Here is a 14,633-nt window from a genome sequence, read left to right on the forward strand (position 1 = left end):
GCAGCGCTGTACCCCTGTGGGGCGGGATCATTCACGTGGCCCACGATCGGCTACGTCTGCGCCACCCGCAGCCGCTACGGTGGTGCGTATGTACCCGGGGCCGAACATGCATGCAGGGCAGCCCATGTACGCGCGACCCAACATGTACGCGGGACCGGGCACGTACATGGCACCGCCCGCGCCGGTGTACGGCGGCGGGACGGTCGGTCTCGGGCGCAACGACCTCGTCTCGGGTGAGGCAGTCGCACTTGACCTTCCGCCGGCATCGCTCGGCAGGCGCATCGTGTCGGGAGTGATCGATGTGGTGATCGCCGTGGTCGTACTCATCGCGCTGTTCTGGGTGTCGGTCAAGATCGGCATGAGCCTGCGGGACGGCGCCGTGCTGGCAGGTGCCTTCGCGCTCTCGTCGGTGCTGGCGTTGATCGTGCTGCCGACGGCGGTGGAGACGCTCAGTCGTGGAAAGTCGTTGGGGCATTGGGCGCTCGGCCTGCGCACGGTCCGCGACGACGCCGGGCCGATCGGTTTCCGACACGCGTTCACGCGGTCTCTCGTCGGCGTCGTCGAGATCTTCGTGTTCTTCGGTGTACCCGCGATTGTGTGTGCTGCCATCAGCCGCAAGGACAAGCGCGTCGGCGATCTCGTCGCAGGCACCTACGTGATCCGCGACCGGCGTTCGCTGGAGGTCGCAGGCACCGCGATCATGCCACCACACCTCGCAGAGTGGGCGCGCACCGCCGACATCGGGGTTCTGACCGACCACCAGGCCATGCTGATCCGCGGCTTCCTCCACCAAGCGCCGTCGATCCGTGACGACGCACTGCGTGCCGCTCTCGCAAGGCAATTGGTGCAGACGCTCGCGCCGTACATCTCACCCGCGCCACCTGCCGGGGCCAACGACGTGGACGTGCTCAATGCCGTTGCGGCGCAACGCCGACAGCGCGAGTGGCTACGCCTCCAGCGGGACGAGGAACTTCGACGCCGCGTGCTCCGCTGAGCACCCGGCGCCGACTGTGCGCCTCGTCGCGTCGAGTGGGTACCGCTGCCGCTACTTCAGCTCGCTGCTCGACTTGCCGAGCACGCGTCGCGCGATGATCAGTTGCTGGATCTGCTGTGTGCCCTCGAAGATGTCGAGGATCTTGGAGTCCCGGGCCCACTTCTCGAGCAGTCCGACCTCGGAATAGCCTGCGGTGCCACCGATCTCGACAGCCTTGTTGGTCAGCTCGGTAACCATGCGGCCCGCCTTGGCCTTCGACATCGACGCCTCGGTCGAGTTCGGCTGCTTGTTATCGGCCATCCACGCGGCACGGATGGCAAGCAACCACGAAGCCTCCCAATCGGATTCGAGGCGAATGAAGTCGTGGACAGCTGCTGCCTGATTGGCGGCGGGCTTGTCGTAGTCGATGACGTGTCCGGCGCCCTCGAGGGTTGCGCGCAGCTCCTCGAGTGCGGCACGTCCGAGGCCGACGGCCATCGCCGCGACCAGCGGACGCGTGTTGTCGAAGGTCTGCATGACACCCGCGAACGCCTTCTTGGTATCGACTTCCGGTGAGCCGAGCAGGTTTTCGGCGGGTACGCGAGCATTCTCGAAGCGCAGCACCGCGGTGTCGGACGCCTTGATGCCGAGCTTGTGCTCGAGGCGGACAACCGATACTCCCTCGGTGTCCATCGGCACGACGAAGCTCTTGATCGCGGCACGGCCGGCACTCTTGTCGACGGTCGCCCACACCACGACGTGGTCGGCGCGAGAACCCGCGGTGACGAAGATCTTCTCGCCGTTGATGACGTACTCGTCGCCGTCGAGTGTCGCGGTGGTGCTGACGGCCGCCGAGTCGGAGCCGAAGCTCGGCTCGGTGATCGCCATCGACGCCCAGACGTCCTTGAACTTCTCGAGCTGCTCGGGGTTTGCTACCGCCGCGATCGCGGCGTTACCGAGACCCTGATACGGAATCGACAGCATGAGCGCGACGTCGCCCCAACCCATTTCGACGCCGTGCAGAACCGCACGCATGTTGCCGCCGTTGACGACGTCGGACTTCTTCGCCGACGACTTGTCCGCGGCGTCGGATTCGCGTCCCTTGCGGGCGGCTTCGCGGGCGAGTTTGCCCAGCTCGTCGAGCTCCTCTGGGTAGGTGTGCTCGGCCTTGTCGTATGTGCGCGAGATGGGCCGGAAGATGTGCTCGGCAGCGAGATGCGCCTGCTCGGTGACCGGGGCGAGCTTCTGCGGGAGCTCGAGGTTGATTGCCATGCCGGTATCTTACTGCGCGGTAAGATAGATTTCCAGCCCTCCCCGAAAGTCCTTTCCGCTCCTGCGGATCGTCGTGCGTCAGCAGTAACCGACCCGTGCGTGCCGACGCCCGTTTACGCTGGCCACATGGCCTACGACGACGATCTCGCCTACCGGATCCGCGAGCTGCTGTCGGGTGAGAGCGGCGTCGCAGAGAAGTCGATGTTCGGCGGTCTCGCCTTCTTGGTCGACGGCAACATGGCCGTTGCGGCGAGCGGGCACGGTGGACTCATGGTGCGCGTACCGCCAGACGAGACCGACGCCTACCTGGCCAGAGCGCACACGGCTCCGATGGTCATGTCGGGACGAGAAACCCGCGGGTGGTTACGGGTCTCGACGGAGGGCATCCGCACCAGGCGGCAGCTCGAGAAATGGGTCGGCGTGGGCGTCGCCTACGCGCGATCGCTGCCGCCGAAGTGAGTGCCCCGGGTAGCTCCCGAAACGACGCGGCTGCCGAAATGCAGTGGCCCGCGCTGAGGTGGCTCACGAAATTCTGTTGGTTGCAGCGTCGTCGAATGCCATTGTGAAGCCCCATGACCATCCGACGATTCGACGACGCCTCGGTGGCCGACTGGCTGATGAGCGACCCGCGCGACTGGGGCTGCGTGGTGACCCGCGGGCCCCTCGGTTTCGACGCGTACGCACGTCTGTTGCACATACCCGACCCCGAATATGCCGGACAACGCGAAACCGACGTCGAATCCGTCTACGGCCCAAGCGAGTTGTGGCAGATCGCGGTGGCCGTCGAGGATCTGCGCTCCTACACAACAACTTCCGACGAGATCTATTACCTGATCTGGGCGGGATGCGGATATCCAGAATTGCTGAGCGGTGGCGCGCCCATCGTCGAGATCCACGACGAGAAGGGAACCGCGGTACGCGACTACCACCTGTTCGTCGGCGACACCGACATGCTGGGCTGGCTACCGCCACAACCCGAACCCACATCGCGCCACGGACACCCGATCCTGCCCGCGCCCGCATTCGTCTGGCCGGCAGATAGAGCGTGGTGCTTCACCGAAGACGTCGATCCGCACTTCGCGACGATCGGTGCGTCGACAGCGGCCATCGCGAGTCTACTTCGGGATACGCGCATCGACACGGTCGCCGACGACCCGGACGTCTCGCCGCCGTTCTACCGCTGACGGCCTGATTCACTCATCGAGAAGCGGCACCACGGCGAACACTTCGAGGTCACGCGGTGTGCCCTTCGCCTTGAAACGTCGCTTGCGGCTGAGCAATTGGAGCCCTTCCGCAGACTGCAGCGCATCGCTGGTGGCCAGCACCTCACCGGTTCCGGCGGCATCGGCGACGCGGGCCGCGATGTTCACGTCGACGCCGAGGTAGTCGCCACCGACCTGCCGCGGAGTTCCGGTGTGCACTCCGGCGCGCAGCTGCGCACGGTAGTCGTCGTGAGTGATCGCACTGACTGCGCCGCACAGTTCGAACGCGGCGAGGATCGCGTCGGCGGCATCGGGGAACACTGCCATCACGCCGTCGCCGAGCGACTTCACGATCCGGCCGCGATGAGCGCCGACGATGTCGCTGCTCACGCGATTGACCTCACCGATCAGCGACAGCACCCTGTCGTCGCCTGCGCGCAGGGCCCACGACGAGAATCCGACGAGGTCGGTGAACAGGACCGTCACGTCACCGCTCGCGGTGGCCGTGGCCGACCTGCGATCGACGAGCGCCTGCCACACCTTCACGACGCTGAGAGCCAGCTCGCGCGACGCGCTCGGCGACCGATCGCTCCCGGTCAGCAACTTCTCCATGCGATCGGAGAGGCGCGTCGGACGCGAGAGGTCGAGTTCGGGGACCGTCTCGGGCGTCAGCTTTCGCGGCAGCTGCGCCGCCCTGATCAGCGACGGCGTCCGGTCGGCCCGGGTGAGGAACTCGCCGACACGCGCCGGACCCGACGGCACGGGCTTGTCGTCAGGCGGTGTCGAGCCGGGGGTGGTGTCATCGTCGGACGTCACGAGTCAGATCGTAGCGACAAGCTCCACCAGCGGGAACGAGCACGACAGCGCGAGGGGTGGTCTCGACAAGCTCGACCAGCGGCGGGTAGCTCGACCAGCGGCGGGTAGCTCGACCAGCGGCGGGTAGCTCGACCAGCGAGGGTGGTCTCGACAAGCTCGACCAGCGGGGGTGGCGCTCGACCCGGCGGCGGGCCGCTCGACCAGCGGCGGGTGGTCTCGACAAGCTCGACCAGCGGGGGTAGCGCTCGACCAGCGGGGTGGTCTCGACAAGCTCGACCAGCGGGGGTAGCGCTCGACCAGCGAGTGGGCGCTCGACCAGCGACAGGCCGCTACGGGACGATGTTCACCATCCGGCCGGGCACGACAATCACCTTGCGGGGCGGCTGGCCGTCGAGGATCGCGAGGATCTTCTCGTCGTCGAGTGCTGCGGCGCGGATCGTCTCCTCGTCGGCGTCGGCGGGCACCGTGATGCGGCTGCGGACCTTGCCCTTGACCTGGATCGGGATCTCGACGGTGTCGTCGACAAGGTAGCGCTCGTCGGCGACCGGGAACGGTCCGCGCACCAGCAGTTCGTCGTGTCCGAGCCTCGACCACAGCTCCTCGGAGATGTGCGGCGCAAGTGGCGCGAGCATCAGGACGAGCTGTTCGACGGTGCTGCGGGGCGCGCCGTCGGGGAACTGCTTGGTCAGGTGACTGGTCAGTTTGATCAGCGCGGCGACGGCGATGTTGTCGCGCAGGCCGTTGTAATCCTCACGAACCTCCGCGATTGTCTTGTGCAGCAGGCGAAGTGTCTCGTCGTCGGGCTCGATGTCGGCGACGCGGACCGCGCCGGACTCCTCGTCGACGACCAGGCGCCATGCGCGCTGCAAGAATCGTTGCAGTCCCACAACGTCTTTCGTTGCCCACGGGCGCGACTGATCGAGTGGGCCCATGTACATCTCGTAGAGCCGCAACGTATCTGCGCCGTACTCGGCGGCAATGTCGTCGGGAGTCACCGAGTTCTTCAGCGACTTGCCCATCTTGCCGTACTCCTGCGTGACCTTCTCACCGTTGTAGACGAACTCGCCGTCGACCTCGGTGACCTCTTCGGCAGGCACGTAGATGCCGCGCGAATCGGTGTAGGCGTACGCCTGGATCATGCCCTGGTTGAACAACTTTCGATACGGCTCGCTGCTGGTGACGTAGCCGAGGTCGAAGAGCACCTTGTGCCAGAAGCGCGAATACAGCAGGTGCAGAACGGCATGCTCGACACCACCGATGTAGAGGTCCAGGCCGCCCGGATCGGTGAGACCGTGCAGCTCCGGCCGCGGACCCATCCAGTACGCCTCGTTCTCCTTGGCGCAGAACTCTTCTTCGTTGGTCGGGTCGATGTAGCGCAGTTGATACCAGGAGCTTCCGGCCCACTGCGGCATGACGTTGGCGTCACGCTTGTACTTCTTCGGACCGTCGCCGAGGTCGAGTTCGACGTGGATCCAGTCCGTCGCCTTCTCCAGCGGCGGACTCGGCTCACTGTCGGCGTCGTCGGGGTCGAAGGCGACGGGTGCGTAGTCCTCGACCTCCGGAAGCTCAACGGGCAGCATCGATTCGGGTAATGCGTGCGCGCGACCCTCCTCGTCGTAGACGATCGGGAACGGCTCACCCCAGTAGCGCTGACGGGCGAAGAGCCAGTCGCGCAGTTTGTACTGAACGGTGCCCTGCCCCGAGCCCTGCTCTTCGAGCCACTCGATGATCGCGGTCTTGGCGTCGTCGACGTTCTTGCCGTCGAGGAAGCCCGAGTTCACCAGCGGGCCGTCGCCGACATACGCCTCCTCCGAGATGCCGGCCTCGGAGCCGATGACCTCGACGATGGGCAGTCCGAAGACCGTCGCGAACTCGTAGTCGCGTGAGTCGTGTGCGGGGACCGCCATGATCGCGCCGGTACCGTAGCCCATCAGCACGTAGTCGGCAACGAAGACCGGAACCTGTTGTCCGTTAACCGGATTCGTCGCGAACGACCCGGTGAAGACGCCGGTCTTCTCCTTGTTCTCCTGACGCTCGAGATCAGACTTGGCTGCGATCGACGCGCGATAGTTCTTGATCGCCTCGGCGGGCGTCGACGCTCCGTTGGTCCACCGCTCGTCGACTGCCGCGCCCTCGGCACCCGACGGCCACGTGTCGGCAGTGAGCACGTCGACCAGCGGATGTTCAGGAGCCAGCACCACGTACGTGGCGCCGAAGAGGGTGTCGGGTCGCGTGGTGAAGACGTCGACGGTCACCTCGCCGTCGGCCTGTGCCGGGACGCCAGGCACCGGGAACTGCACCTGGGCGCCGCGTGAACGTCCAATCCAGTTGCGCTGCATGGTCTTGACCTTCTCGGGCCAGTCCAGCACCTCGAGATCGTCGAGCAGGCGGTCGGAGTACGCGGTGATGCGCATCATCCACTGCCGCAGGTGCTTGCGGAACACCGGGAAGTTCCCGCGGTCGCTTCGGCCATCGGCGGTGACTTCTTCGTTGGCCAGCACGGTACCGAGGCCCGGCGCCCAGTTGACGAGCGAATCACTCAGGTAGACAAGGCGATACGAGTCGACGAGGTCGGACTTCTCGGGTGCCGACAGATCTGCCCATACCCGACCGTCGTCGAGAGTGCGTGCACCGCTGTCGAATTCGGCGATCAGCTCGTCGACGCGACGCGCCTTGCCGGCCTCGTCGTCGTACCAGGCGTTGTAGATCTGCAGGAAGATCCACTGTGTCCAGCGGTAGAACGAGACGTCGGTGGTGGCAACGCGACGTCGCTCGTCGTGCCCGAGGCCGAGGCGTCGGATCTGGCCGAGGTAGCGCTCGATGTTGGCCTCGGTCGTCGTGCGGGGGTGCGTACCGGTCTGCACGGCGTACTGCTCGGCCGGGAGACCGAAGGAGTCGAAGCCCATCGTGTGCAGCACGTTGGCGCCCGACATGCGCTGGAACCGCGCGAACACGTCGCTGGCGATGAAGCCGAGCGGATGTCCGACGTGCAGGCCGGCGCCCGACGGGTACGGGAACATGTCCTGGACGAAGAGCTTGTCGGGGGCGTCGGGGCCGCTGCCGTCGAAGGCACTCATGTCGCCGGCCAGCGGTCCGACCGGGTTGGGTGCCTCAAAAGCGTGGCGCTGAGTCCACTCGCGCTGCCAGCGCTCCTCGATCTCGCCTGCGAGTCGGGCGGTGTAACGGTGCCCCGGAGTCGCGGAAGCTGGGTCGGTGCTCGCCTGATCGGCGGCGCCCTCGGAGGTGGAGATGTCGGCGGTGCTCACCTCACCAGGGTAAATCGTGGCTTCACCTGCCCTGAAATCGACGTCGGATGGGCGGGAAAAGTATGGTGGTCGGGTGAGTGTGGTGTCGATCGTCGTCTCGGTATGCGTCCTTGTGCTGGCCCTGGTGTGGCTGGTGGTCGGAGTGGCGGGCGTGATCGGCCGACTCCCGCGCAACCGATACTTCGGAGTACGCACCGATTCGACGATGGCCTCGGCCGAGGCGTTCACGCTGGCCAACCGCATCGCAGCCCCCGGAACGCTGGGTGCAGCGCTCATCCTGGTCGCCGGTGGCGCGCTGACGCTCGCCGTCGACAGCGGCTGGTCGGTGGTGTTCGGACTGGTGGCGCTCGTTGCGGGCGTATTGCTGGTCGGCGCTGTCAGCGGTTACGCGGTTCGCGCGGCCGACGCCGTCGCCCCAGCTGACGACGCGGGCTGCAGCTGCTGCTCGTCGGATCACGCCAGCGTCGACGACGCCCACACCGCGCAACCTGAGGAGACCAGCGCCGCCGCCGACTGCGGCACCGACAGCTGCGCATCGTGCACGCTGCGCGGCATGTGCAGCACCGACAGTGCATCGAGCAGCACAGCGTCGAGCGGCACGGCACCAGCGGCACAGCCCGACCGCCGCGCGCCCATTCAATAGGACGTGCGCCGCCTCCTCGCCCGGTCTCCGATCGACGGCTTCGTCCTGGCGATTCTCGCAGCGGTCGTGGTGGCCGCGTTCTTCCCGGCGCGCGGGACGTTTGCCGAGGTCCTCGACTGGGCGGTCACGATCGCCATCGGATTCCTGTTCTTCCTCTACGGCGCGCGCCTGCATCCCCGCGAGGCACTCAACGGGCTGTCGCATTGGCGGCTGCACCTGACGATCCTGGCGTTCACGTTTCTGGTGTTCCCACTCGTCGGCCTGGCGATACGGCCCGTCGTCGAACCGCTGATCGGTCACGACCTTTACACCGGCCTGCTGTACCTGACCCTGGTGCCGTCGACGGTGCAGTCGTCGATCGCGTTCACGTCGATCGCCCGCGGCAACGTCCCGGGGGCGATCGTGAGCGCCTCGGCGTCGAATCTGATCGGTGTTGTGTTGACACCGCTGCTGGTGGTTGCGCTGATGAGCGGTACGAATGGCGTGCACATCTCTGCGTCATCGGTCGTCGAGATCCTGCTGCAGATCTTGGTTCCGTTCATCGCGGGACAACTCTGCCGACCGCTGGTCGCGCCTTTCCTCAAGCGCTACGCCGAGCCGACCAAGTTCGTCGACAGGGCGTCGATCGTGCTCGTCGTCTACGCGGCGTTCAGCGAGGGCGTGCGCAACGGGATCTGGTCGATCGTGAGTGCATGGCAGGTCGTGGCGGTCGCAGTGATTGCTGCGGTGCTGGTCATCGTGATGCTCGCACTGACGTGGTGGAGTGCGCGGCGACTGGGATTCAGCCGCGCCGACGCCATCGCAATTCAGTTCTGCGGCACCAAGAAGAGCCTCGCCACCGGCCTACCGATGGCCACGGTGCTGTTCGGCGGCTCAGTCGTCGGGCTGATCGTGTTGCCGCTCATGATCTTTCACCAGATCCAGCTCATTCTCTGCTCGTGGCTGGCCACCCGCTACAGCCGCAGCCACGACGCCGTCGACGCCCGCTGACGCCCGCGCGGCAAGTCGACGCCGGATGAACACGACGAGCACATAGACCGCCGCGCAGCCGACCAGCCCGATCACGACGTAGAGCAGGATCGTCGCACCGAGGACAGCGCCTGCGAAGTAGCCGGCGAGCAGCACCGCGGTCACCCAGCTGACGGCCCCGACGATGTCGGCGAGGCCGAACTTTGCGAACTGCATGCCGGTCATCCCCGCGACCCTCGGCATGAGCGTGCGGACATAACCGACCCAGCGACTCGCCGCGACCATCAACATTCCGGATTGATTGAGTCGCGTACGCGCCTGTTCCCACCTCTGTTCGCCGAAGCGACGCCCTAGGGGCGATTCCATCAGGCGCGGGCCGCCTACTCTTCCGAACCAGAACCCGACCGCATCGCCCGCGATCGCGCACACACACGCGACCGCGATCAACACGCCGAGATTGGTATTGCCGACGGCTGCAGCCACACCCGCCGCAAGGAGCAGCGCCTCGCTGGGCATGATCAAGCCCGCGAAGATGACCGCAGTTTCCAGAAACACGACGCCGCCGGCGATCAGGTAGACCGCCCACACCGGAACCGACCTGATCAGGTCGATCAGCCAGTCGGCGAGTGAGTGCACCTGCCCGACGTTAGCCGCCGCTCTGATTCGACGCCGCGGCGGATTGGGGACTGCGGATTGGGGACTTGGGAATGACCAACGTCGAGCACAGGCGGCTCGCGACAGTGAGATGGTGCGCGGACGCCGGGAGAGTACAGGCTTCTGTGAATACAGAAATGTATGTACCGTTAGGCGGGTGGAGATTGTGGCGGCAGATCAGCGCGATGCGTTGACGCGGTTTGGATATGCGTTGTCGGACTCGACGCGCACGCAGGTGCTGTTGCGGCTGCGGGATGGTGGTGCGTATCCCGCGGAGTTGGCCGAGGCGATCGGGGTGTCGCGCCAGGCTTTGTCGAACCATCTTGCTTGCCTGCGGGGATGCGGACTTGTTGTCGCGGTGCCCGAAGGACGTCGCACTCGATACGAGCTGGCCAATGGCCGGATTGCCCATGCCTTGGATGACTTGCTCGGACTGGTCCTCGTGGTCGACCCGACATGTTGTCCAACCTCTGACGAACAGGGATGCTGCTGATGGCCGACGAGCTCGGTCTCCCGGCGGTGGGTCAGCCGTCGATGAGTCTCAGCTTTGCGGGTCGGCCGGCGCTGAGTGTTGCCCGTCGGGAGCTGTTGCAGCGTCGCATTCGGTGGTTCGTCGCGGCGACCATCACCTACAACGTCATCGAGGCCGTGATTGCGATCAGCGAGGGTACGCGAGCGTCCTCGGTGGCATTGATCGGCTTCGGCCTGGATTCGGTCATCGAAGTGTCGTCGGCAGCCGCGGTTGCCTGGCAGTTTGCGGGTTCGGATCCGGAACGGCGCGAGAAGGTCGCGTTACGGATCATCGCGTTCTCCTTTTTCGCCCTGGCGGTCTACGTGAGCGTCGACTCGCTTCGTTCCCTGCTCGGTGTTGGTGGCGAGGCGCGGCACTCCTCGATCGGCATCGCCCTGGCGGCAGTCAGTTTGCTGATCATGCCGCTTTTGTCGTGGGCGGAACGTCGCGCCGGCCGCGAACTCGGCTCGTTGAGCGCGGTGGCCGACTCCAAACAGACTTTGCTGTGCACGTACCTCTCGGCAGTACTGTTGATCGGGTTGCTTCTCAACAGCCTGCTCGGATGGTCGTGGGCCGACCCGATCGCCGCTCTTGTCATCGCCGCGATCGCGGTCCGCGAGGGCATCAACGCATGGAAGGGCGACACGTGCTGTGCACCCAGCATCGGCCAGCGCGCCGGCGAGCCCACTGGGTGCGACTGCTGCAGCACGGAGGTGACCGGCCAGGGTGCTACCCCGAGGGCCACACCGGACGCGTCGCAGTCGGCCTGATCAGACCGATGCCACTCCCCTACGACATCGCCTCGGAGCTGAACGCGTGAGCAAACCGATCAAGATCGCCTGGGCGGTACTCGCTGCCATCTTCGTCGGCATCGGTGTTGCCGTCTTTGCCATCGACGACGCCACGTCCCCGACTCCGGCTGATACTGCCGAAGTGTCTGATCTCGTTGTACGCCCCGACAGTCACCGCCTGTCCTCGCCCGAGCAGAGCCGGGCGCAGTTCGTGGAGTTCCTCGATTTCGAGTGCGAAGCCTGCGGGGCCGTCTACCCGATCATCGAGGACCTGCGGCGCGCCTATGGCGACCGCGTCACCTTCGTCGTCCGCTACTTCCCGATGCCTGGACATTTCAACGCCGAACGCGCTGCTCGTGCAGTCGAAGCTGCCGCCCAGCAGGGCCGGTTCGAGCAGATGTACCAGCGCATGTTCGCCACCCAATCCCAGTGGGGTGAACAGCAAGTCCCCGCTGATGACCTGTTCCGTGGCTTCGCCGTTGACCTCGGTCTCGACATGACGAGATTCGACGACGCTTACAACAGCGCCGCCACGCTCGAGCGGATTCGTGCTGACGTCGCCGACGGCCTGTCCCTGGGCGTGCAGGGCACCCCCACGTTCTTCCTCGACGGGAAGCGCCTGCAGCCATCCACGATCGACGAACTCACCACTGCCGTGAAAGAGGCGGCGGTTGCGTGAACCGCATTGACTAGTGCCGGCGGCCGCGCGAGGCGAATTGTGCGCCACCACAAGTACACGGCAAGCATTGCTGGCAGATTTTGCCGCTGAACGCCGACGGCGAATTGTCACCACCAGGGCACGGCGAAACGCTTGTCCACAACATCGAAAGAAGTTTCGAGCATTTCTCGCCGTTGTCGGTATTGTCATCTCGCAAGACATCGGTGACAGTTCTGCATCAGGCCATAGGTGACAGAGTGAGGGGTCTTGGTGGTGACACTTCTTCATTTGGTTTCCGCCACGCACCGCTATGTGCCTTGCGTTGCGTGGCGCGGTTGCCTATGAGGGGGGCCTGACGCAGGTGCTCAACTGACCGCGCCTGCGACGGTTCAGCAGCACCCCGTGATGGCGCTGAGAACGCTGCGCAGCGCTTCCAACGACTCTGGCCGGGCACGGTAGTAGACGTTCATCCCTCGTCGGTCAGGTGCGACCATGCCGGCCTTGCGGAGCTGCCCCAGGTGGTGGCTCGTGGTGGCCTCGGTGAGGCTGACCGCGGTCGCGAGGTCGCAGGTGCAGATCCCCTCACCGGTGTCAGTGAGCAGAATCGAGACGAGTTTGATCCGGACCGGATCGGCCAGCGCCTTGAGCCGCAGAGCGATTTCTAGGGCGGTGTCGTCATCGAGAGGGGCCGCCGACACGGGCGCACAGCAGATCGGGGCACTGATGTCGACCATCGGCAGGGCCTTCGGCATGACCCGACCATACCCTGGTACTTGACATATGTCGAAAAGGTGGCACCCTGCAGGTGTCAGTAGTTCGATATATGTCTCACAGGTGAAGGTGATGGTCATGTCCCGTATGCAGCTCGCGCTCAATGTCGATGATCTCGATACCGCGATCGAGTTCTACTCCAAGCTGTTCAACACCACCCCGACCAAGCGCAAGCCGGGATACGCCAACTTCGCGATCGTCGAGCCGCCACTGAAGCTGGTGCTGCTGGAGAATCCCGGCCAGGGCGGCACGATCAACCATCTCGGCGTCGAGGTCGAGTCGAGCGAGAAGGTGCACGCCGAGATCGCCCGGTTGTCCGGGGAGGGTCTGTTCACCCAGGAGGAGATCAACTCCACCTGTTGTTTCGCGACGCAGGACAAGGTGTGGGTGACCGGGCCGGCGAAGGAGAAGTGGGAGGTCTACACCGTGCTGGCTGACTCCGAGACGTTCGGGACCAGCCCGAAACTGTTGGAACAGAACGCCACCGAGGACGCCGAGCAGGGTTCGGTGTGCTGCGGCGGCAACGCCGCAGACCAGGCCGAGGCGCGCACAGCCTGCTGCTGACAGCCTCGGTTCGCGTTCTCGCCTACCGCGCGATGCGGTCGGCGAGGGCGCGGATCCGGTTGGTGATGTCGTCGCGGATCAGCCGCATTCGTTCGATACCGTCGATGCCCCGTCCGGAGGGTTCGTCGGTGTCCCACACTTCGAGGGCGACGCCGTCGGGTGGGGTGACCTCGGCGGTGCCGACCACCACGACCAGGTCCACGGCTTGCATCAGTTCATCGGTGAGTTGCCGCGGCTGATGTCCGACGACGTCGGCGCCGACTTCGGCGAGTACCTGGGCGGACAGTTCGTTGACCTGGCCGCCGATTTTCGCGTTGGTGCCGGCTGAGGATGGGGTGATCCGGTCGGTGACTGTCGGTGTGAGGTGTTCGGCCATCACCGATTTGCCGCGGTTGGACACGCACACGAACAACACCTGCGGTGGTGTGCTCATTGGCCGACCTGCTGGTCGGCGGGTACCAGTTCGTCGAGGAGGTTCGCGACGAGTCCGCGGATCTGATCGCGGATGGGGCGGACCGCGTCGATGCCTTGGCCGGCTGGGTCGTCGAGAGCCCAGTCCCGGTAGCTGACGCCGGGGAACACCGGGCACGCATCGCCACAGCCCATGGTGATCACGACGTCGGAGGATTCGACGGTGTCGGGGGTGAGGATCTTCGGTGACTGTGCGGAGATGTCGATACCGACTTCAGCCATCGCCTCGACCGCGGCCGGGTTGATGGAGTCGGCGGGAGCAGATCCGGCGGAGCGGACCTCGACGCTGCCCTGGCTCAAGGCGGTGAGGAAACCGGCGGCCATCTGCGAGCGGCCAGCGTTGTGGACACACACAAATAGCACCCTAGGTCGAGATGTAGACATGAGACACAAGCCCTTTCAGCTGTGAAGGAACATCAGATACGTCACACACGTTCGGTGGTGAGTTCGGTGAGAAGACCACGAACTCGGGCGTCAAGATCGTCGCGGATCGCGCGAACCTCGTCGAGGGGACGGCCCTGGGGGTCCGCGACCGTCCAGTCCAGATAGCGTTTGCCGGGATAGATCGGACACGCGTCGCCGCAACCCATGGCTACGACCACGTCGGCGGCGGCGACTACATCGTCGGTGAGCGGTTTGGGGTACTGCGTGCCCATGTCGACGCCGATCTCGGTCATTGCTTCGACGACGGTCGGGTTGATCGAGTGCGCGGGGGCTGACCCGGCGGAGCGCACGTGTACCCGCCCGGCGGCGTGGTGGGTCAACAATCCGGCGGCCATCTGTGAGCGGCCGGCGTTCTGGACGCAGACGAACAGAACTTCGGGCACATCCTTGGGCACCGATCCATCGGACTGGGCCAGGGCGCGTAACCGATCAGCCGCGAACCTGCCCGCCAAGTATGAGGGGGTGGTGTCTCGCCAGACGGTGGAACGCTGTGTGTTCGAGTCCTACACCGCCTTACGGCGCACCTCCCGGGTGCATGCGCACCTGACGACCTTGGCGGGCAGGTTCGCGGCTGATCGGTTACGCGCCCTGGCCCAGTCCGATGGATCGGTGCCCAAGGATGTGCCCG

The 14,633-nt window shown here is 65.6% G+C and carries 16 protein-coding genes and 2 pseudogenes; 10 read left to right on the forward strand and 8 right to left on the reverse strand.

Going from position 1 to position 14,633, the window contains the following annotated elements:
- Positions 1-88: 88 nt before the first annotated feature.
- On the forward strand, positions 89-994 hold the full coding sequence (locus A5766_RS19150; protein ID WP_005207668.1) for an RDD family protein: 906 nt from the start codon (positions 89-91) through the stop codon (positions 992-994).
- 51 nt (positions 995-1,045) lie between these two features.
- Here the strand turns inward: A5766_RS19150 and A5766_RS19155 are convergent, their stop codons facing one another.
- Positions 1,046-2,245, reverse strand: a complete 1,200-nt coding sequence (locus A5766_RS19155) for an acyl-CoA dehydrogenase family protein (RefSeq protein ID WP_005207667.1) — start codon at positions 2,243-2,245, stop codon at positions 1,046-1,048.
- A gap of 126 nt (positions 2,246-2,371) precedes the next feature.
- Between A5766_RS19155 and A5766_RS19160 the strand changes: the two genes are divergently transcribed.
- Both A5766_RS19160 and A5766_RS19165 read left to right on the forward strand, forming a co-directional pair.
- Positions 2,372-2,704 carry a TfoX/Sxy family protein gene (locus tag A5766_RS19160; protein WP_039856454.1) on the forward strand — a complete coding sequence of 111 codons (333 nt, stop codon included), beginning with the start codon at positions 2,372-2,374 and terminating at the stop codon, positions 2,702-2,704.
- A gap of 113 nt (positions 2,705-2,817) precedes the next feature.
- Positions 2,818-3,429 carry a hypothetical protein gene (locus A5766_RS19165; protein ID WP_064906004.1) on the forward strand — a complete coding sequence of 204 codons (612 nt, stop codon included), beginning with the start codon at positions 2,818-2,820 and terminating at the stop codon, positions 3,427-3,429.
- A gap of 9 nt (positions 3,430-3,438) precedes the next feature.
- Here A5766_RS19165 and A5766_RS19170 read toward each other — a convergent pair whose 3' ends face one another.
- Entirely contained in the window at positions 3,439-4,263 is an 825-nt protein-coding gene (locus A5766_RS19170; RefSeq protein ID WP_064906006.1) for an adenylate/guanylate cyclase domain-containing protein, read from the reverse strand.
- Between the two features lie 329 nt (positions 4,264-4,592).
- Positions 4,593-7,514, reverse strand: a complete 2,922-nt coding sequence (gene leuS / locus A5766_RS19175; RefSeq protein WP_442902977.1) for a leucine--tRNA ligase — start codon at positions 7,512-7,514, stop codon at positions 4,593-4,595.
- An 88-nt stretch (positions 7,515-7,602) separates the two neighbouring features.
- On the opposite strand from leuS, the gene A5766_RS19180 reads away from it, so the two are divergent.
- Positions 7,603-8,172, forward strand: coding sequence for an SdpI family protein (locus A5766_RS19180; protein ID WP_039856449.1), 570 nt, complete (start codon positions 7,603-7,605; stop codon positions 8,170-8,172).
- A gap of 3 nt (positions 8,173-8,175) precedes the next feature.
- Positions 8,176-9,162 (forward strand): bile acid:sodium symporter family protein, encoded by a 987-nt coding sequence (locus tag A5766_RS19185; RefSeq protein WP_005207660.1) that lies wholly within the window; start codon positions 8,176-8,178, stop codon positions 9,160-9,162.
- Here the strand turns inward: A5766_RS19185 and A5766_RS24080 are convergent.
- Positions 9,046-9,777 carry a DedA family protein gene (locus A5766_RS24080; RefSeq protein WP_005207659.1) on the reverse strand — a complete coding sequence of 244 codons (732 nt, stop codon included), beginning with the start codon at positions 9,775-9,777 and terminating at the stop codon, positions 9,046-9,048. The genes A5766_RS19185 and A5766_RS24080 overlap by 117 nt on opposite strands.
- 175 nt (positions 9,778-9,952) lie before the next feature.
- Here A5766_RS24080 and A5766_RS24085 point away from each other — a divergent pair, with 175 nt between their 5' ends.
- From A5766_RS24085 to A5766_RS19195, 3 genes are read left to right on the forward strand one after another with little or no spacing between them, the layout of a single operon-like run.
- Complete coding sequence (locus tag A5766_RS24085) at positions 9,953-10,288, forward strand: ArsR/SmtB family transcription factor (RefSeq protein WP_082933681.1); 336 nt, start codon at positions 9,953-9,955, stop codon at positions 10,286-10,288.
- Positions 10,288-11,076, forward strand: coding sequence for a cation transporter (locus A5766_RS19190; RefSeq protein WP_082933686.1), 789 nt, complete (start codon positions 10,288-10,290; stop codon positions 11,074-11,076). Before A5766_RS24085 ends, A5766_RS19190 begins: the two co-directional genes overlap by 1 nt.
- A gap of 46 nt (positions 11,077-11,122) precedes the next feature.
- On the forward strand, positions 11,123-11,776 hold the full coding sequence (locus A5766_RS19195; protein WP_005207656.1) for a DsbA family protein: 654 nt from the start codon (positions 11,123-11,125) through the stop codon (positions 11,774-11,776).
- Positions 11,777-12,144: 368 nt separating this feature from the next.
- On the opposite strand, the gene A5766_RS19200 is transcribed toward A5766_RS19195, so the two are convergent.
- Complete coding sequence (locus A5766_RS19200) at positions 12,145-12,507, reverse strand: Rv2640c family ArsR-like transcriptional regulator (protein ID WP_005179521.1); 363 nt, start codon at positions 12,505-12,507, stop codon at positions 12,145-12,147.
- 97 nt (positions 12,508-12,604) lie between these two features.
- Between A5766_RS19200 and A5766_RS19205 the strand changes: the two genes are divergently transcribed.
- Positions 12,605-13,090: an ArsI/CadI family heavy metal resistance metalloenzyme gene (locus A5766_RS19205; protein WP_188588657.1), complete on the forward strand. Its 486-nt coding sequence runs from the start codon at positions 12,605-12,607 to the stop codon at positions 13,088-13,090.
- A 22-nt stretch (positions 13,091-13,112) separates the two neighbouring features.
- Here the strand turns inward: A5766_RS19205 and A5766_RS19210 are convergent, their stop codons facing one another.
- The 3 genes and pseudogenes from A5766_RS19210 to A5766_RS19220 all read right to left on the reverse strand — a co-directional run.
- Positions 13,113-13,523, reverse strand: coding sequence for an arsenate-mycothiol transferase ArsC (locus A5766_RS19210; protein ID WP_005179518.1), 411 nt, complete (start codon positions 13,521-13,523; stop codon positions 13,113-13,115).
- Positions 13,520-13,945: an arsenate reductase ArsC gene (locus A5766_RS19215; protein ID WP_012834432.1), complete on the reverse strand. Its 426-nt coding sequence runs from the start codon at positions 13,943-13,945 to the stop codon at positions 13,520-13,522. The genes A5766_RS19210 and A5766_RS19215 overlap by 4 nt, the downstream gene beginning before the upstream one ends.
- A 41-nt stretch (positions 13,946-13,986) precedes the next feature.
- A pseudogene (locus A5766_RS19220) lies at positions 13,987-14,457 on the reverse strand (arsenate reductase ArsC); the annotation flags it as partial.
- Between the two features lie 13 nt (positions 14,458-14,470).
- On the opposite strand from A5766_RS19220, the pseudogene A5766_RS25165 reads away from it, so the two are divergent.
- Positions 14,471-14,633, forward strand: a pseudogene (locus A5766_RS25165) (arsenate reductase ArsC); the annotation flags it as partial.

Source organism: Gordonia sp. 852002-51296_SCH5728562-b, from assembly GCF_001665475.1.
GTDB lineage: Bacteria > Actinomycetota > Actinomycetes > Mycobacteriales > Mycobacteriaceae > Gordonia > Gordonia sputi.